The organism is Campylobacter concisus, from assembly GCF_002913765.1.
GTDB classification, from domain to species: Bacteria; Campylobacterota; Campylobacteria; order Campylobacterales; family Campylobacteraceae; genus Campylobacter_A; species Campylobacter_A concisus_BB.
The window spans coordinates 91231-107138 of record NZ_PPCH01000025.1 but is presented as its reverse complement, the minus strand read 5'-3'; the positions used below and the strand labels follow the sequence as shown (position 1 = coordinate 107138).

16 protein-coding genes and 1 other RNA gene are annotated in these 15908 nt (G+C 40.5%); 7 read left to right on the top strand and 10 right to left on the bottom strand.

The features are described from left to right. Positions 1-4: 4 nt before the first annotated feature. From CYO89_RS07285 to CYO89_RS07265, 4 genes are all read right to left on the bottom strand, one after another. On the bottom strand, positions 5-889 hold the full coding sequence (locus CYO89_RS07285) for a methylenetetrahydrofolate reductase (protein WP_103597799.1): 885 nt from the start codon (positions 887-889) through the stop codon (positions 5-7). A 4-nt stretch (positions 890-893) separates the two neighbouring features. Continuing rightward, a complete protein-coding gene (locus tag CYO89_RS07280) occupies positions 894-1352 on the bottom strand; it encodes a hypothetical protein (protein ID WP_103597798.1) in 459 nt (152 codons plus the stop codon). Positions 1353-1377: 25 nt separating this feature from the next. Beyond that, positions 1378-3651 (bottom strand): 5-methyltetrahydropteroyltriglutamate--homocysteine S-methyltransferase, encoded by a 2274-nt coding sequence (gene metE / locus CYO89_RS07275; RefSeq protein ID WP_103597797.1) that lies wholly within the window; start codon positions 3649-3651, stop codon positions 1378-1380. A gap of 536 nt (positions 3652-4187) precedes the next feature. Beyond that, positions 4188-5684 carry a C69 family dipeptidase gene (locus tag CYO89_RS07265; RefSeq protein ID WP_103597796.1) on the bottom strand — a complete coding sequence of 499 codons (1497 nt, stop codon included), beginning with the start codon at positions 5682-5684 and terminating at the stop codon, positions 4188-4190. A gap of 200 nt (positions 5685-5884) precedes the next feature. Here CYO89_RS07265 and rpmI point away from each other — a divergent pair, with 200 nt between their 5' ends. Next, the gene (rpmI, locus tag CYO89_RS07260; RefSeq protein ID WP_004317422.1) at positions 5885-6076 is read left to right on the top strand and encodes a 50S ribosomal protein L35; all 192 of its coding nucleotides are present in this window, start codon (positions 5885-5887) and stop codon (positions 6074-6076) included. A 100-nt stretch (positions 6077-6176) separates the two neighbouring features. Further along, positions 6177-6533 carry a 50S ribosomal protein L20 gene (rplT, locus tag CYO89_RS07255; RefSeq protein ID WP_004317321.1) on the top strand — a complete coding sequence of 119 codons (357 nt, stop codon included), beginning with the start codon at positions 6177-6179 and terminating at the stop codon, positions 6531-6533. A gap of 410 nt (positions 6534-6943) precedes the next feature. Here the strand turns inward: rplT and dapF are convergent, their stop codons facing one another. Further along, complete coding sequence (gene dapF / locus CYO89_RS07250) at positions 6944-7687, bottom strand: diaminopimelate epimerase (RefSeq protein WP_103597795.1); 744 nt, start codon at positions 7685-7687, stop codon at positions 6944-6946. A gap of 75 nt (positions 7688-7762) precedes the next feature. Between dapF and CYO89_RS10610 the strand changes: the two genes are divergently transcribed. After that, positions 7763-7969: a hypothetical protein gene (locus tag CYO89_RS10610; RefSeq protein WP_258032549.1), complete on the top strand. Its 207-nt coding sequence runs from the start codon at positions 7763-7765 to the stop codon at positions 7967-7969. Positions 7970-7981: 12 nt separating this feature from the next. Further along, positions 7982-8383 (top strand): DNA alkylation repair protein, encoded by a 402-nt coding sequence (locus tag CYO89_RS10605; RefSeq protein WP_258032560.1) that lies wholly within the window; start codon positions 7982-7984, stop codon positions 8381-8383. Here CYO89_RS10605 and coaE read toward each other — a convergent pair. Beyond that, positions 8373-8975, bottom strand: a complete 603-nt coding sequence (gene coaE / locus CYO89_RS07240; RefSeq protein ID WP_103597794.1) for a dephospho-CoA kinase — start codon at positions 8973-8975, stop codon at positions 8373-8375. The genes CYO89_RS10605 and coaE overlap by 11 nt on opposite strands. A 79-nt stretch (positions 8976-9054) precedes the next feature. Here coaE and purM point away from each other — a divergent pair, with 79 nt between their 5' ends. Together purM and CYO89_RS07230 are read left to right on the top strand one after the other, a co-directional pair. Next, positions 9055-10038, top strand: a complete 984-nt coding sequence (purM, locus tag CYO89_RS07235; protein WP_103597793.1) for a phosphoribosylformylglycinamidine cyclo-ligase — start codon at positions 9055-9057, stop codon at positions 10036-10038. Between the two features lie 224 nt (positions 10039-10262). After that, complete coding sequence (locus CYO89_RS07230) at positions 10263-10682, top strand: RDD family protein (RefSeq protein ID WP_103597792.1); 420 nt, start codon at positions 10263-10265, stop codon at positions 10680-10682. Positions 10683-11096: 414 nt separating this feature from the next. Here CYO89_RS07230 and CYO89_RS07220 read toward each other — a convergent pair whose 3' ends face one another. Continuing rightward, a complete protein-coding gene (locus CYO89_RS07220) occupies positions 11097-11531 on the bottom strand; it encodes a hypothetical protein (protein ID WP_103597791.1) in 435 nt (144 codons plus the stop codon). A 113-nt stretch (positions 11532-11644) separates the two neighbouring features. Here CYO89_RS07220 and ffs point away from each other — a divergent pair. Beyond that, an RNA gene (gene ffs, locus CYO89_RS07215) (signal recognition particle sRNA small type) lies at positions 11645-11742 on the top strand. Here ffs and CYO89_RS07210 read toward each other — a convergent pair. The 3 genes from CYO89_RS07210 to gyrB are packed head-to-tail and all read right to left on the bottom strand — an operon-like array spanning position 11729 to position 15908. After that, positions 11729-12964 carry an HD domain-containing protein gene (locus CYO89_RS07210; protein WP_021092473.1) on the bottom strand — a complete coding sequence of 412 codons (1236 nt, stop codon included), beginning with the start codon at positions 12962-12964 and terminating at the stop codon, positions 11729-11731. The genes ffs and CYO89_RS07210 overlap by 14 nt on opposite strands. Then, the gene (gene queF / locus CYO89_RS07205) at positions 12964-13581 is read right to left on the bottom strand and encodes a preQ(1) synthase (RefSeq protein ID WP_258032548.1); all 618 of its coding nucleotides are present in this window, start codon (positions 13579-13581) and stop codon (positions 12964-12966) included. Before queF ends, CYO89_RS07210 begins: the two co-directional genes overlap by 1 nt. A gap of 17 nt (positions 13582-13598) precedes the next feature. Beyond that, positions 13599-15908 (bottom strand): DNA topoisomerase (ATP-hydrolyzing) subunit B, encoded by a 2310-nt coding sequence (gene gyrB, locus CYO89_RS07200; protein WP_103597790.1) that lies wholly within the window; start codon positions 15906-15908, stop codon positions 13599-13601.

Below are 15908 nucleotides of genomic sequence, written 5' to 3'. Positions count from 1 at the left end.
TAGATCATAATAACTCTCTCATCTTATGCGTTAGCTCCAAGCTCGCTTCTATCTCGGCGCGTTTTGCCATGACACTTTCTATATTTATGCTTAAATTTAGCCCATTTTCATCGCCAAATTTCTTTAGCTCGCACCAAATTTCTTTGATGATCTCGCAGCTACTAGCTAAGTAGTCTGAGCTTAAATTTAGCCTCTCCTCAACCGAATTTGGCACGCTCACTCCGAGCCATTTGATAAATTCAAGCGTTTTTGCATTGCCAGCTGTGCTAAATGTAAGAAATATCGGCTCGCTTATCTTTGCAGTCGCGCAATCCTCTAAAAATTTACGCGCTAGCTGTGCGTCAAATATCGCTTGCGATATGAAAAATTTAGCCCCAGCTGTGATCTTTTCACGCATCCTTTGTGGCTCATCACCCTTTTTGCCGTGACGCTCTGCGATACAGACGCCGCCCACTGCTAACTCTTTAAATTCGCTAGCGATCTCATAGGCACGAGCTAAATTTAGCCTAACTTTTTGCGTGCTAGAAGTTGCCCCCACTAGAACGTTTAAATTTGAGCTTTGAGCCTTAAGTGCTGCACGAAATTCATCCTCGACGTATCCGCTAGCCACGCGGTAAAATATACTAGGTGTTGCGACGTTTAGGTACCTTTTGTAGTAAATTTCTGGGCTTAGCGTCCCACTAAACTCAAATGTCCTCTCGCTATCATTTCTCTCGCTCTCGTCTTGTACCTCGTAAAGCACGAGCCCGTCGGCCTTGATATCATTTATCCGCCCGCTCCAGCGCTCTGATATATCACGCAGCTTTGCCTCTTCAAATTCAGCCTTTGGCGGCGTTAGGCCATATAGCACGAACCCTTTTTCTTTATTTAAAATTTTCTCTTTTAGCATTTTCTCACTTTTGAACTAGATCAGCCCTCATCACCACACCAACAGAATTTCTTGACGACATGCAGACAAACTCGTCTTTTAGGTATTTCGCGTCGGCTCGCCAAAAGCTTACGATATTTGCCACGTCGGCATTTTGCTTTTTAGCAGCTATCATATATCTTTTTATGACAGCGACAAAAGCCTCTTGGCAATAGCCCTTTATATCTCCGCTATCAGTGATAAATCTTTGAACCTTTACATTTGCCTTGATGACGCTTTTATTTTGGTCGTTTGAGCCAAACTCAAGCCTCACATTTTCAAAGCCTGCTAGCTCTTTTTTGGTAGCTTCTAAATTTAAAGCCTCACTGATACTATAGATATTTGTTTGCTTGTACGCACCTTTGTTGAGTGGTATAGAGTGGCGTCCAGAACTACATCCGGACGCAAAGATAATTAATATTACAAATAGAAAAATCCTTTTCATTTTTCAAATCCTTTTTAATTAAATTTTATAGACCTCTTACGATCTTGACAGCTTCTACCATGTTTTTAAGGCTTGGCTCAACCTCTTCCCATTTTCTAGTTTTTAGGCCGCAATCTGGGTTGATCCAGAGTTGCTCTTTTGGCAAGACCTCAAGCAGAGCTTTGATCTGAGCGACGATCTCCTCGACACTTGGCACGCGTGGGCTGTGGATGTCGTAAACGCCAGGTCCGACCTCTTGTTTGTAGCCAACGGCTTTGAAAATTTTAAGTAGCTCGTTGCCACTTCTTGCAGTCTCGATACTGATAACATCAGCATCCATAGCTTCGATAGTCTTAATAATATCGTTAAATTCAGAGTAGCACATATGTGTGTGGATCTGAGTTTTTGCCTCAGCAGAGCTTACTGAAAGCTTAAAGCAATCAACCGCAAATTTCTCATAAGCTGGGATATTTTCGGCTCTTAGCGGATAGCCCTCTTTAAACGCTGCCTCATCGACTTGGATCACTCTGATGCCCGCATTTTGAAGGTCTGCGATCTCGTCGTAGATACAAAGTGCAAGCTGTTTTGCTACCTCGCTTCTTGGCAGATCGTCACGCACAAAGCTCCAGTTTAGCATAGTCACAGGACCTGTTAGCATGCCCTTCATTACGTGCTTTGTGATACTTTGAGCATATTTCATCCACTTAACAGTCATCGGCTCTGGGCGGCTTACGTCACCAAAGAGAAGTGGTGGCTTGACGCAGCGGCTGCCGTAGCTTTGTACCCAGCCATTTTGGCTAAATGCATATCCGCTGATCTGCTCGCCAAAGTATTCAACCATGTCGTTTCTCTCTGGCTCGCCATGTACTAGCACGTCTAGGCCGATATCTTCTTGGAATTTCACGCAGTGATCGATATATTTTTTGATGCCAGCTTCATAAGCGGCCGCGTCGATCTCGCCTTTTTTGAAATTTTGGCGAAGTACGCGAAGATCAACCGTTTGAGGGAAACTGCCTATCGTTGTTGTTGGCAATATGCCGTATTTTAGCGTTTCGCGTTGAATTTTGATGCGGTCTTCAAATTTCTCGTCACGCTCAAATTTGCTTAAATTTTTGATACGTTTTTGGACGCTTTCAGAGTGGATGAGCTTTGAAGTAGCACGAGTTTTAACGGCATTTTTGTTCTCTTCGTAAATTTTAGCCTCAGCCTCATTTAACTTCTCGCCATTTGCTAGTTTTGTGATGATCTTGATCTCATCAAGCTTCTCAACCGCAAAGCTTAACCAGCTTTTGATCTCAGGGTTTAAATTCTCTTCATATTTTAGAGTGTATGGCACGTGAAGAAGTGAGCATGAAGTGCCGATGTAAAAGTCTTTGCCGCCTATTTTTTCTGAAATTTCACGAACAAGTTTTACCTTCTCATCGATGTTGCTTTTCCAGATATTTCTGCCGTCGATCACGCCTGCAAATAGCGTCAAATGGCTATTTTTGATAGTCTCAAGGACTTCGAAATTTCTCTTGCCATGGATGAAGTCAAGCGCGATGCCATAAATTTTAGTTTTAGCCACTTCGCTAACTGCCTTGATCGCATGCTCAAAATATGTCGCAAACACGATTTTGATGTTGCTAGCAACGCCTGTTAGCTCGTTATAAACCTTTGTGATAAGTGGCAAAAGGTCGCTTTCGTTTTTGTCAGTTACAAAGATCGGCTCGTCAAACTGCACTAAAATCTCATCATCAAGCTTAGAAATTTGCTCAAGTAGCTTTTTATACTCGCCTACAAGCGCGTCAAGGTGCTTAAATGGGCAGCTGCCGTCAGTCGTCTTTGAAAGAGCCAAAAATGTGATAGGGCCGATCAAATTTACCTTGCCTTTTACGCCATTAGCCTTTGCCTCTTTGTATTCATTTAAAATTTTGTCCGCTTTTAGGCTAAATTTACTCTCGCTGCTAAGCTCTGGCACGATGTAGTGGTAGTTTGTGTTAAACCACTTTGTCATCTCCATCGCAACGCCATTTTTATTGCCTCTTGAGCAAGCAAAATATTGCTCTAAGCCGCTTAAATTTGCAAATCTTGGAGGCGTGGCGCCAAAAGCGATGATGTTATCAAGCATTAGGTCGTAAAATGAAAAATCATTAACGCTAATAGCCGAAATGCCAGCGTCTTGTTGATATTTCCAGTGTCTTTGGCGAAGCGTCTTTGCAGTCTCTTGCAAATTCTCTTCGCTAAAGCCCTCTTTACCAGCCCAAAAGCCCTCTAACGCGCGCTTTAACTCTCTTTTTTCTCCGATTCTTGGAAAACCTAAAACATAACTTTTTATCATTTTTATCCTTTTTAAATTTAAATTTATACTAAAAACTGCGCAAGGCACAGCAGCCTTGAATATTTTTATGCAGGTACAAGGAGGCTAGAATTACGAAACCGCCCCCTTATCCCTGCGACCCAAACCCACAGCACGTTCAATGTTGTTGCGCTGCGCACAAGTCTGGATCACACCGCACGTGGTGGATGACACCCGCTTCTTCTTAAGCTAAAGTAAAATTTATAAAAAACCCTGCTAAAAAGGTCCTTGCCAAATTTCAGGCATTGCTTAGCTTTGCTGTTAAAAATGCAGTTACAATGCAGCGGACCTGCTAGCAAAAATGGATTTATCTCAATGTGAAAAAATGTAAAATCATTTAAAAATTTGCGTGTTTTTTGAAAATCGCTGATATGTTTTTTGCCGAGATTAATGAGCTTTACGCATGGGACAAGGCATCAGCGTTTTTCCTTTGTAGTGAATTTTTGTCGCATTATAAACGCTCTTTGCCAAATTTTTGTTTAAAGTTTGGGCGCTACTAAATTTCGCGCCCAGAATATTTAGTCTTTTTTGCCTTTATTTAGGGATTTTAGCTTAGCATCCATATCGGCTGTAAGCATAGTAAAGACTTTGTTTGTAAGCTCCTGTGTTAAGTCCTTAGCCTCTTGCATAGTCTTTTGACTAAATTCATTTAAGAGTTTGTCCGCTTTTTTCTTATCTTTTTTATAAAGTTTTACATACTCATCTTCAAATTTAGCCTGTTTTACTGCCAACTCTTTTTCAAATTTAGCGTATGCCTCTTTAACCACTGGCGAATACTTCTCATAATCAGTCATCACAAGGGTTTGAAGCTTTCTATAAACCCAGTATATCGAAGTGTCATCAGCGTCATATGAGCCATCTGAGTAGCCTTTTATAAAGCCATCAAGCCCCTCGTAATACGGCAAATAAACGCTAAGATCAGCCATACCAAGAGCGACGTAGGTCACGCGTCCGATCTCTTTTGGTAGCCATGGGCGCACCTGCATGACGTGAGACTCGTATGTTCTAAAGACGCTTATAGCGCGGTAGATGTTTTTCTTATCTTCATCTTTGCTAGCGTAGTTATCAAACGCAGTGCCGTCGTAGTGGGCTCTCATCGCAGCTTTTAGATCTTCTACACTTAGTTTTTTCTCTGGTTTTAAAAATACTGGAAATTTCTGACCATCAGCGAAGTCTTGTTTTAGACTTGGGTTAAACATGCTTTGAACCCAGCAAACGCGTGGGTAGTTGTAGGTCATATCTCTCTCATCATCCCTTGTATAGGCCTTTGTAAAGTTAAATTCTCCGTCTTTTGCAGGGTCATAAGTCTTGTTATCGATCGCAAATTTGATGACATCTTTTGCTCCCATGAAATTTGGATCATTCTCTTTATAAGCGTGAAGTCTGCCTTGGTTTGCAGTGACAAAGTACTCATCTTGTGGGATCTTTGAAGCGATCCATTTATGGCCTGTGCCAGTTTCAAAGTACCAAAGCTCATTTGCATCGACAAATACCACGCCAAAGCCCTCGCCAGCTCCTTTTGTCTCAACTATCTCGCCAAGAAGCTTAACGCCCTCTTTTGCGCTCTTCATACGCGGCAAAAGCACGTCTGGGATGTCATCTTCTGTGATGCCAGTCTCTTCGTTGTATGGATCAACTTTTAAAAGCTCATCTTTTGCGTAGATGGTCTCAGTGCCACTTAGTCCTACGCCAGCCTCGTTGTAGCCGACTGCACCGTGAAGTTTTGTGTGTGAGTTTGCGATAGTTGTGTATCTCATGCCATCTTTTGGGAGCGGATATGTAAAGTCATTTGCGCCGTCATGTGCCTTTGAGCTGTGCATGCCAGTTTGGTTTTTCGTAGCTGGATGTATCAAAAAGACTTGTGCCTTTATAGCCTTGCTATCAGCGCTTCTAGCCACTAACATAGAGCCGTCGTTTGAAGCTTTATCTCCTACTAAAATGGTAGTGCATGCCAAGCTACTTGTGCCTAAAATCGCACTCATAGCGACGATTGATGCGAGAATTTTCCCTTTCATTTTTACTCCTTTAGTAAAATAAATTTCTTATATGTGATTATATGTCAAATTTAATAATTTAATTATAAATTTTAAAATTCTTTTAAGTTTAATGTAAATTTATTGCAAATTTGTCTAAGTGAAATTTAAATTTTCTAAAGGATTTTTCGCTATAATCCAAATCTTACGCACTTGCGTATAAAATTTCAAAAAGGATTAGCATGCCAAAGATGAAAACCGTTCGCGGTGCTGCTAAGCGCTTTAAAGTAGGTAAAAATAAGATAAAAAGAGGCTCTGCTTTTAGAAGCCACATCTTAACAAAAAAACCTACTAAGCGTATGAGAGATTTGCGTGGCCCAAAATACGTGGACAGCACAAATGTCCCAGCCGTTCGCAAAATGCTCGGCGTATAAAGCAGCGTAGATTTAAGTTTTTGACAAAAAAGTCATTCAAACTCCCCCAAATTTAGGGGCAAGACTCACTTTGTGAGCGCCAATTTGTAAAAGGATAAATATGGCAAGAGTAAAAACAGGCGTAGTTAGAAGAAGACGCCATAAGAAAGTTTTAAAGCTAGCACGTGGCTTTTTCAGTGCTAGACATAAACACTTTAGAAAAGCTAAAGAGCAACTAGAGAGAAGTTTAGTTTACGCATATCGCGACAGACGCCAGAAAAAACGTGATTTCAGACGTTTATGGATCGTTCGTATCAACGCAGCTTGCAGACTAAACGACATTAGCTATTCAAGATTTATCAACGGCTTAAACAAAGCTAAGATCGAACTTGATAGAAAAATTTTAGCTGATCTAGCTATGAATGACGCGAAGGCATTTGCGGCACTTGCAAAACAAGCAAAAGATGCTTTGAAATAACACCTTTTTCTCCGCTTCGGCGGAGATCTTCTTTTTTATACACTTTAAATTTTAATAACAAAAACTCTATAAAACTCTTTGTTTTAATTTACTACCCGCGACTTTTAAAAACTACTAGCCAAATTTAACTACCAGTAGCCAAAGTAGCTAAATTTTGATACTCGTATCAAAGCAGTATTTAAAAGCTTCAGTAAATAAAATTTCGGAGGAGTTTTTTACACCCCACTAAATTTCATATAAATTTATTCTTGAGATATTTAAGTAGCTAAACTCTTAAATGGTTTGTATTTAAATTTTAATCAGCGCCGCTATAAATTTAGTTCAGCCATTAAGTGCAAATTTAGTGATATAAATTTGAAAATTTGCTTGCTCTGACTAACCCAAAGCAAGCGTAAAAATCGCTCTAAAAGCTAAATTTCGATACTCGTATCAAAGCAGTGTTTCACCGCTCCGCTAAATAAGATTTTGCCGCTTTCTAGCCTAAGGCCAAGCTCCTCGCCGCTTTTTGGATAGACTTTTAGGCTTTGCGCTGCGTTTAAATTTAAAGTAGCGCCGTAAAAGCAAGCTGCCATGCCAGTGCCACAAGCTAGCGTCTCGTCCTCCACGCCCCTTTCATAGGTTCTCACCTTTAAAACTCCGCCATCAAATTTGGCTAAATTTACATTTGCATTGTATTTTTGGCGAAGCGCCCTGCACTCTTTGACGTCAAATTCATCTAAATTTCGAGTGAAATTTACAAGATGAGGCACGCCAGTATCGTAAAAGTACCAAGTTTTGCCGTTTTCATTTAGTGGCTCGCTTAAAATTTTTGGGTTTGTTAGCACGACCTCGACGCACTCATCTTTCACGCTTGCCATCACCTCGCCGCTACCAGTTAGCAGAGCAAATTCGCTTGAACTAACAAGGCCGTTTAGATAGGCATATCTAGCAGCCGCACGCGAGCCGTTGCCACACATCGCGGCGTAGCTTCCATCACTGTTGTAAAACTCCCATTTTACGCCCTTTTCGTAAGGCAAAAGTACGATGAGCCCGTCAGCTCCCACGCCGTTTGTTCGGCTGCAAATTTGCCTTGCAAGCTCGCTTCTATCTTTGCTCAAAAATGTATGAAATATGACAAAATCGTTGCCGCTAGCGTTGTATTTTGAGACTTGCATGAGCCATCCTTTTATTTTTTGCGTGATTTTACTAAAATTTGGATAAGAGTTATTAATAAATTTAAAGGAGCCGTTTTGAAGGGCTACATCTTAAATTTAGAAAAAGAGTTTTCTTTGATAGAAAATGGCTTTAAAGAGCAAGAAAGAAGGGCTTTGGCTGACTATAAAGCAAAGGGAGCAGAGCGCTGCAAAGAGCTTGCATACCTAGCATACGGCTCGAAGTTCTATCAAGTGCGGATGTATGCGGTTTTTCTCTTTGGACACCTATCAGATAACGAATAAATTTTGACGTTTATGAGAGATCAGGTTTCAAAAGATGAAAACTGGAGGGTTCAAGAGGTGCTAGCAAAGGCGTTTGACGAGTTTTGTAAAAAAGTTGGCTACGAGCAGGCACTTTTAACGATCGATGAGTGGCTAAAAAGCGGCAACGCAAATGCAAAAAGAGCCGTAAGCGAGGGGCTTAGGATATGGACAAATAGGCCCTATTTTAAAGATAACCCAGATGAGGCCATTAGGCGCCTAGCCAGCCTAAAAGAAGACGAGAGCGAGTATCTTAGAAAGTCGGTTGGCAACGCTCTAAAAGATATAAGCAAGAAATTTCCAAATTTAGTAAAAGCCGAGCTTGATAGCTGGGATTTAGCTAGTAAAGAGGCCATGCAAACATATAAATTTGCTAGTAAATTTATCAAGAAATAGCGCAAATTTGGCCTAGAAATTTCTCTAGCTCAAGCTGTAAATTCTCCATGTCGCTGCTATTATCTATAACAAATTTTGCCATTTTTCGCTTTTGCTCGATGTCCATCTGAAGCTCTACTCTAGCTTTTGCATCCTCTAAATTTAAACCATTTCGGCTCATTAGACGGCTTAGTAAAAGCTCTTTTGGCGCGTAGATCACAGCTACATTTTTAAACTCGCTGTAGCGCTCCTTTTTTTCAAAAAACAAAGGGATATCGACAAAATAAACTTGCCTCAAACGCTCAAGCTGCGAAGCTTTGAAAAAAATTTCAGCTTTTATCTTTGGATGTAAAATTTGCTCTAAATTTTTAAGCTTTTTTGGCCCGTTAAAGACGATAGCACCCAGTTTTTTGCGATCTATCTTGCCAGCCTCATCTAAAATTTGCTCGCCAAAAGTTTTTACTATCTCGCATTTGCAAATTTCAAGCTGTTCGTGCGCGATGAGGTCCGCATCTATCACACTAAAACCTCGCTCTTTTAGTAAATTTACAACCGTGCTTTTGCCGCTGGCTATCGAGCCTGTGATGACGTAGGCGTTTGGAAATTTCTGCAAACTCGCTCCATTTTTGAAAATTGATAACAATTTTAGCAACTTTTGGCTAAAGTTTTAAAAAATAACCAAAAGGGCGAAAATGATAAGTTATAAAGATGCCGGAGTCGATATAGATGCTGGAAATAGCTTTGTTGAGGCGATCAAGCCTTTCGTAAAATCTACGCAAACACCAAACGTCATAGGCGGCATCGGATCATTTTCAGGTGCGGTCAGACTGCCAAGCGGATATAAAAATCCAGCCATTTTAGGCGCGACCGACGGCGTTGGCACGAAGCTTCGCCTAGCTATCGACGCTAAAAAATTTGACGGCGTTGGCGAGGATCTAGTCGCTATGTGCGTAAATGACCTCATCTGCAACTTCGCCACACCACTCTTTTTCCTCGACTACTACGCGACTGCAAAGCTTGAGATAGAAAGCGCCAAAGAGGTGGTAAAAAGTATCGCAAACGGCTGCAAAAAGGCGCAGTGCGCGCTGATCGGCGGTGAGACAGCCGAGATGCCGTCGATGTATGAAAAGGGCGACTTTGACCTTGCTGGATTTGCCGTGGGTATCGCTGAGGCTGACGAGATAGATAGAAGCAAATTTGTAAAATCTGATGACGTTTTAGTCGCACTTCCAAGTAGTGGCCTGCACTCAAATGGCTTCTCTCTTGCAAGAAAAGTTGTAAGCGAGCTTGGGCTAAAATTTGATGAAAAAGTGGATGAGTGCAAGCTCATCGACGTGCTTCTTGAGCCAACTAGAATTTACGTTAGCGACTTTTTAAAATTAAAAGATAAGATCACAGCGATGGCACATATAACAGGTGGCGGCATAGTTGAAAACTTGCCTCGCGTCTTTCCTGCTGGACTTGGTGCGAAGGTGCAAAAAAACGCTATAAAATCGCCTGAAATTTTTAAAATCTTAGCTCAAAAAGTAGAAGAAAGCGAGATGATGAGGACATTTAACATGGGCGTTGGCATGATCCTTGTTGTGCCTAAAGAAAACGTAGATGCTGTGCTAGTAAATAGCGATGGTTACGTGATCGGCGAAGTGGTAAGTGGCAAAGGCGTTGAGCTAGTTTGATGCAAGAATTTAGCAAAAAACGCCTGCTAAGGACCGAAAATAAGAGCTATTTTTTCTTAGTGTTTATGCGTGTATAGGCTGTTTTGGCGTGCTAAAAAGCGAGATAAAAAAGCTTGATCTTTATAATCACTGGTGTGAGGGCGAGTGCGTCTATACTGTGCTTTGCGCCACGCATGATAACGGCTAGAAATTTAGCCAAATTTTTATAAATACAGGAAAGTAACTTGGCAAAACAAAAGGCAAAAATCGCACCGATCTGGGCTAGAGTAAAGGCCTTTATCATCGATCTTTTCATCATCGGTATGCCAATATTTTACATCAGCACATATCTCGTTCTTGGCGGTAAAGAGGAATTTTTAAACAACCAGCTTGCCATCTTTGTGGTAAATAGCATCATCTCACTTATAATGTGCCTCTTTTTTAGCATAAAGGCGCAAACTCCGGGCTACAAAGCGCAAGAAATTTATCTCATAAATTTACAAACTGGCAAAAAACTAAGCTTTTTTCACGCGATCTTGCGTCAAATTTGCTTTGCATTTGCTGGCTTTAGCGTCATCGGACTTTGCCTTTGCTTTTTTAGAAAAGACAAGCTAAATTTACACGACATCATAACCCACTCAGCCGCCGTGCAAAAAGCAGCTTAAATTTAATTCACTCCGTGCCAAAGAAAGCGGTTTTTACCTAGCTTTGTGTTGATACTCTCTTTTATAATGGAGCAAATATACTCTTTTAAAAGCCATATATGTCTTGCCCTTTGCTAGATCGTCGCTGAGAAACTACATCCTATCCAACTCATCGCAAGTGAGCTAATTCTATATGCTTATTGTTTTTATTTTTGTAGCATCCTATTTTTAAATTTTATGGTTAGCCAAAGGTATATATCGTTCTATCACAAAATAATACGCATTTATCAATGTAAATTTAGCTTATGAAGTGTTATTTCGAATTTTGGTCATAAATCGCCTAAGCTAGCGATATAAATATAGAGAAAAACAAGGTCAAAAATGAGAAAATTTAACTACAAGCCACGAAAATTTTTAATTAAATTTGAGTGAAATTTAAGCGCTTTGCGAGTAGAGTTTGACCTCGTTTATCAAAAACTCATAGACCCTTTGCTGCACTAAAATTTCCTCCTCGCAGCCACTCATCAAGCGGCGAAGGTGCGAAAAGTCTATCTTTTTAGCATATCTTTTGTGATCTTTCATATCTTTATCTATACTTAAAAGAAGTGTGTCAAGCGTGATCCTATCGCTTCTTTTGACCCTTGCCACATACTCTCTAACGGTTTGGATTAAGAAGTCTTTTCTAGTCTGATCGTTTTCATAAATTTCACTTACGATGTCGTTTAAGATGGAAAAATCATCCTCGTCTGGGTCAAATTTAGCCGAGATAATCGCAGCAAAAATTTTGGCACGAAACTCTAACGACTTGTGGTGATAGATGAAAAAATCCCTAAAAGCCGATAAAAAACGAAGCTTGATCTTTCCTGGCATTGCCCTACTTTTGGTGAAATTTATGTGAGATTATATACTCTTAAAGCTAAATTTTTAAAAATGTAACTATAAAACTAAATTTAAGTATAGTTTTTGTATGATTGCGAAGCTCCTTCTTAGACCTGTGCAATGCTTTTTATGAGCACCGCTTCAGGGTGGGAACACAGCAGAGCACTTGTATTAAGTGTGTGCCGCAGTCATCTGAGAGGGGGTCTTTCTAAACCAAAATGCTCATTAAAATCATCGCAAATTTCTAAAAAATCCACTCCATCGATCTTAGGTTTTTCGCTAAAAAATTTATACATATTATTAAAGCCATCGGTTAGCTCTTTTGACTTGACGCCGTAGCTTATAGAAATTCCAGCTTCGATGTAGGCTGAGAGCTTGTCGCAGTATTTTAGCGCTTTGCCATCTATCGGGTTAAATTTATCCTCATTTACGTTCTCCATAGTCCCTTCGTGGCAGATGATCTTGCGCTCATAAGTCCTATTTTCAAACTCATCTTTGATAAATTTCTCGCCATCTTTTCTGATGCCAAGGATGTAGCTAAACTCATCTTTTATCTTTTCTGGTACAAATGGCAAAATCCTCTCATCAATAAGCCTCATCTCATACTCACTGATGATCTCATTTAGCCCCTTTACGCCGTATTTTACAGGGCTTATGATATCTCTTGTGAGGCTCTCTGGTAGGTCGTGAAATAGTGCGCAAAAGAAGTTATTTTCTAAACGTTTTTTGCAAGCTTTTGCTTTTAGTGAGTAAAAGTAGCTAAGTATCGCAACAACTAGCATGTGTCCTAAGACCGCAGTTTCAGGGATGCGTGGCGTTTGTGCCCAGCGCTTTTGAAACCTTAGCCTGCCGCTTAGATCAACAAGGCGGGCTAATTTTTGATTCATAGCGATCTTTCTAACGCCAATTAACTCGTAATAATCCTCCATCTCCTCCTCAACCTTCGCCTTAAGCTCGTCGATATCGCTTAAAAACTGGCTCGTTTGATAGACGATAGAAAATTCCCACCTCGTGGCAAGATAGCTCGCTGCTTTTAGTATAAGGCGCTCTTTTTCGTGAGTTTTGTCGTTTTTATAGTGGTTTTTAAACCTCTCCAAAAACTCGCCGTCCTCGATATCTGAGATGAGCGTCTCAAGATTGCTTAAAACCCAGCTATTTATCTGCTCTTTTTTTGTCTTTTGGATGTGGTGAAAGACGTCAGGGCGTATGTCTGTGACTACGACCCTACTTAAAAACTCAAAAATTCCAGCCTCGATGATGTAGTTCATGTCGGCATTTTGCTCTTGTTTTGCTATGAAATAAGCGATGATAAATTTATGAGCCTGCTTGTCAAGCTCGACTAAATTTGTCATCTTTGGATAGTCGTTCCAACGTGATATAGATGCTGCTTTAAAGATATGTTCTATAAGCTTAGCACTTATCATTATTTATCCTTTTTGACTACTTTTGGCTTCTTATCATCAGCGTAGCTTATCTTTCTAAAGCCCTCTTTGTTTGAGCTTCTTCTTGGCTTGTCATCTTTTTTAAATTTATCATCTCTGCTGCCTCTACTACTAGCGCGATCGCTTGTGCTACGTCTCTCGCGCGGCTTGTCGCTAAAGCTTCTCTCCCTACTTCTTGGAGCGTATTCTTTCTCTTCAGCTGGCTTTTTTACCACTAGATCAGAGCTGATCTCAATAATCGTATGGACATTTCCACGTGGGTTGAAGTCACCAACTATCTTCATAAATTTAGGCTCAAGTTTTTTCTCTAAAACAGAGTAAATTTCATTTATACTATCTTCGTGGCTGATGTTGCGGTTCATAAAGCTATTTATATAAAGCTTTATCGCTTTTAGCTCGACAACTAGCTTATTTGGGACATACTCAAGATATATGGTCGCAAAGTCAGGATAACCAGAGCGAGGGCAAAGGCAGCAAAACTCAGGCAGAGTGATCTTTATGACATAGTCCCTTGTTTGTTTATTTTCCCAGACCTCAAGGTCACTCTCTACGTCAAATTCTTTTAAAATTTTCTCGCCATACTTCATCTCTTCGCTCATTTTTTATCCTTTTTCTTTTAAATATCCAAGTGTTTAACGTCTTTTGCGTGGTCTTGGATGTAGTTTCTTCTTGGTTCGACCTCATCGCCCATGAAGAGATTAAACGTATCAGAAGCGCTTATAGCGTCGTTTATATCGATCTTTAAAAGTCTTCTGTTCTCAGGGTTCATCGTAGTCTCCCAAAGCTGCTCAGGGTTCATCTCACCAAGACCTTTGTAGCGCTGGATATATGCACCTTTTTTTGCATTTTTCTCTACTTCATCAAGCACGTCTATAACGTCACTATGCAAGTCTAGGCCACGCTCTTTTATCTTTTGGCTGATGTAAAGCGCCTCTTCATAGAGTGAATTTGTAAATAAATTTTCATTTACCACAAGCTCTTCTAGGCCACTTTCAGTTTGGACATAAATTCTAACCTCATCATCGCTAACGTAGTGGTTTAGGATGTTGTGTCCCTCAGCTTTTAAGAAGTCTCTTAAAATTTCAAAAATTTCATTGTAGCTTTTTGAAACGATGTCTGGATTTTCTATCATATAGCGGATCGCTGAAAGGACGTTAAAGCGTTTTTCAAGCTCTTTTAAGACGCTTCTATAAGCTGCAACGATCTTTAAAAAGTCAATCAAATCCGCACTGCCAATGCCCTCTATATCAACGCCCTCGATGCCAGTTTCGATAAGAAATTCGTTTAGTGCCTTTTCATCTTTTAGATAAATTTCTTTCTTACCTTTTTTATAGCGGTAAAGTGGCGGCTGAGCTAGGTAGATGTGGCCGTTTTCTACAACTTTATTTAAAAATCTAAAGAAGAAAGTTAAAAGTAGTGTTTGGATATGGCTACCATCGACATCGGCGTCGGTCATTATGATGATCTTATGATATCTAAGCTTTTCAGCGTCAAATTCATCTCCGATACCACAACCTAGCGCTGTTATCATATTTTTTATCTCGTCAGACTTTAAAATTTTATCTAGTCTTGCCTTTTCAACGTTTAGAATTTTACCCTTAAGCGGCAATATCGCTTGAAAAACTCTATCACGTCCCTGTTTTGCAGAACCGCCCGCAGAGTCGCCCTCCACTAGGTATAGCTCACTAATTACTGGATCTTTGCTCTGACAATCAGCTAGTTTACCAGGGAGTGTGCCTACGCTCATACTCTCTTTTTTGCGAGTTAGATCCCTAGCTTTTTTAGCGGCCTCGCGACCACGAGCTGCCATTAGAGCTTTATCCATTATCGCTCTTGCTTCGATAGGATTTTCTTCAAAGTACTTTGTAAGCACGTCAAAAACCATCTTTTGAACGATAGGTTTTACATAGCTTGAGCCTAGTTTGCCCTTTGTTTGTCCCTCAAACTGCGGCTCTGGCACCTTTACGCTCACAACTGCTATTAGTCCCTCGCGGATATCTTCGCCAGTTATCTTTGTATCTTTTTCGCGTGCAGCAGCATTTGCTTGAACGTAGTTTGTGATAACTCTTGTAAGGCCCGCTCTAAAGCCAGCCTCGTGAGTACCGCCGTCTGGAGTTTTGATGTTATTTACAAAGCTTAGTAAATTTTCACTATAAGTGTCATTATAAAGCAGCGCAAAATCAACCATAACATCATCTTCGCCACCACTAAATGATACTGCTTTGCTGACAGCGTTTGCCTTGTTCATATCAGTCACAAAGCTCTCTAATCCGCCCTCAAAATGAAAGCTCTCGCTTCTGCCATTTCTTTGATCTTTGAAATTTATAGTTATCTTTGGGTTTAGATAGGCTAGCTCGCGAAATCTTTTTACTAAAATTTCATCGTCAAATTCAGTCACTTCAAATATGCTATCATCTGGCCAAAACTCGACTTGCGTGCCTGTGCGGTTTGTAGTTTTTATCACTTCAAGGTCGCTTTGAGGGATACCACATGAAAACTCTTGCCTATGAAGTTTGCCATCGCGTTTGATATTTACGACTAGTTTTTTAGAAAGGGCATTTACGACAGATACACCAACGCCGTGAAGACCGCCAGAGACTTTATAAGTATCCTTGTCAAATTTACCACCAGCGTGAAGCACAGTTAGAACAACAGTCGCAGCTGAAATTTTCTCAGTCGGGTGCATATCTACTGGGATACCACGACCATTATCACTAATGATCGCTGAGCCCTCACGTGTAAGCTCAACATCTATCGTATCGCAGTATCCTGCCATCGCTTCGTCGATAGAGTTATCAACGACTTCGTAGATCATGTGGTGAAGACCGCTTATGTTAGTATCACCTATATACATACCCGGGCGCTTCCTGACCGCCTCAAGCCCTTTTAGTACTTTAATATTTTCTGCGCCGTAATTATTTTCCAT

Excerpts from the sequence above, each read along its gene's own strand:
- CYO89_RS07285 (WP_103597799.1), bottom strand. The coding sequence starts at position 889 with ATGCTAAAAGAGAAAATTTTAAATAAAGAAAAAGGGTTCGTGCTATAT.
- CYO89_RS07280 (WP_103597798.1), bottom strand. The coding sequence starts at position 1,352 with ATGAAAAGGATTTTTCTATTTGTAATATTAATTATCTTTGCGTCCGGA.
- metE (WP_103597797.1), bottom strand. The coding sequence starts at position 3,651 with ATGATAAAAAGTTATGTTTTAGGTTTTCCAAGAATCGGAGAAAAAAGA.
- CYO89_RS07265 (WP_103597796.1), bottom strand. The coding sequence starts at position 5,684 with ATGAAAGGGAAAATTCTCGCATCAATCGTCGCTATGAGTGCGATTTTA.
- rpmI (WP_004317422.1), top strand. The coding sequence starts at position 5,885 with ATGCCAAAGATGAAAACCGTTCGCGGTGCTGCTAAGCGCTTTAAAGTA.
- rplT (WP_004317321.1), top strand. The coding sequence starts at position 6,177 with ATGGCAAGAGTAAAAACAGGCGTAGTTAGAAGAAGACGCCATAAGAAA.
- dapF (WP_103597795.1), bottom strand. The coding sequence starts at position 7,687 with ATGCAAGTCTCAAAATACAACGCTAGCGGCAACGATTTTGTCATATTT.
- CYO89_RS10605 (WP_258032560.1), top strand. The coding sequence starts at position 7,982 with ATGAGAGATCAGGTTTCAAAAGATGAAAACTGGAGGGTTCAAGAGGTG.
- purM (WP_103597793.1), top strand. The coding sequence starts at position 9,055 with ATGATAAGTTATAAAGATGCCGGAGTCGATATAGATGCTGGAAATAGC.
- CYO89_RS07220 (WP_103597791.1), bottom strand. The coding sequence starts at position 11,531 with ATGCCAGGAAAGATCAAGCTTCGTTTTTTATCGGCTTTTAGGGATTTT.
- CYO89_RS07210 (WP_021092473.1), bottom strand. The coding sequence starts at position 12,964 with ATGATAAGTGCTAAGCTTATAGAACATATCTTTAAAGCAGCATCTATA.
- queF (WP_258032548.1), bottom strand. The coding sequence starts at position 13,581 with ATGAGCGAAGAGATGAAGTATGGCGAGAAAATTTTAAAAGAATTTGAC.
- gyrB (WP_103597790.1), bottom strand. The coding sequence starts at position 15,908 with ATGGAAAATAATTACGGCGCAGAAAATATTAAAGTACTAAAAGGGCTT.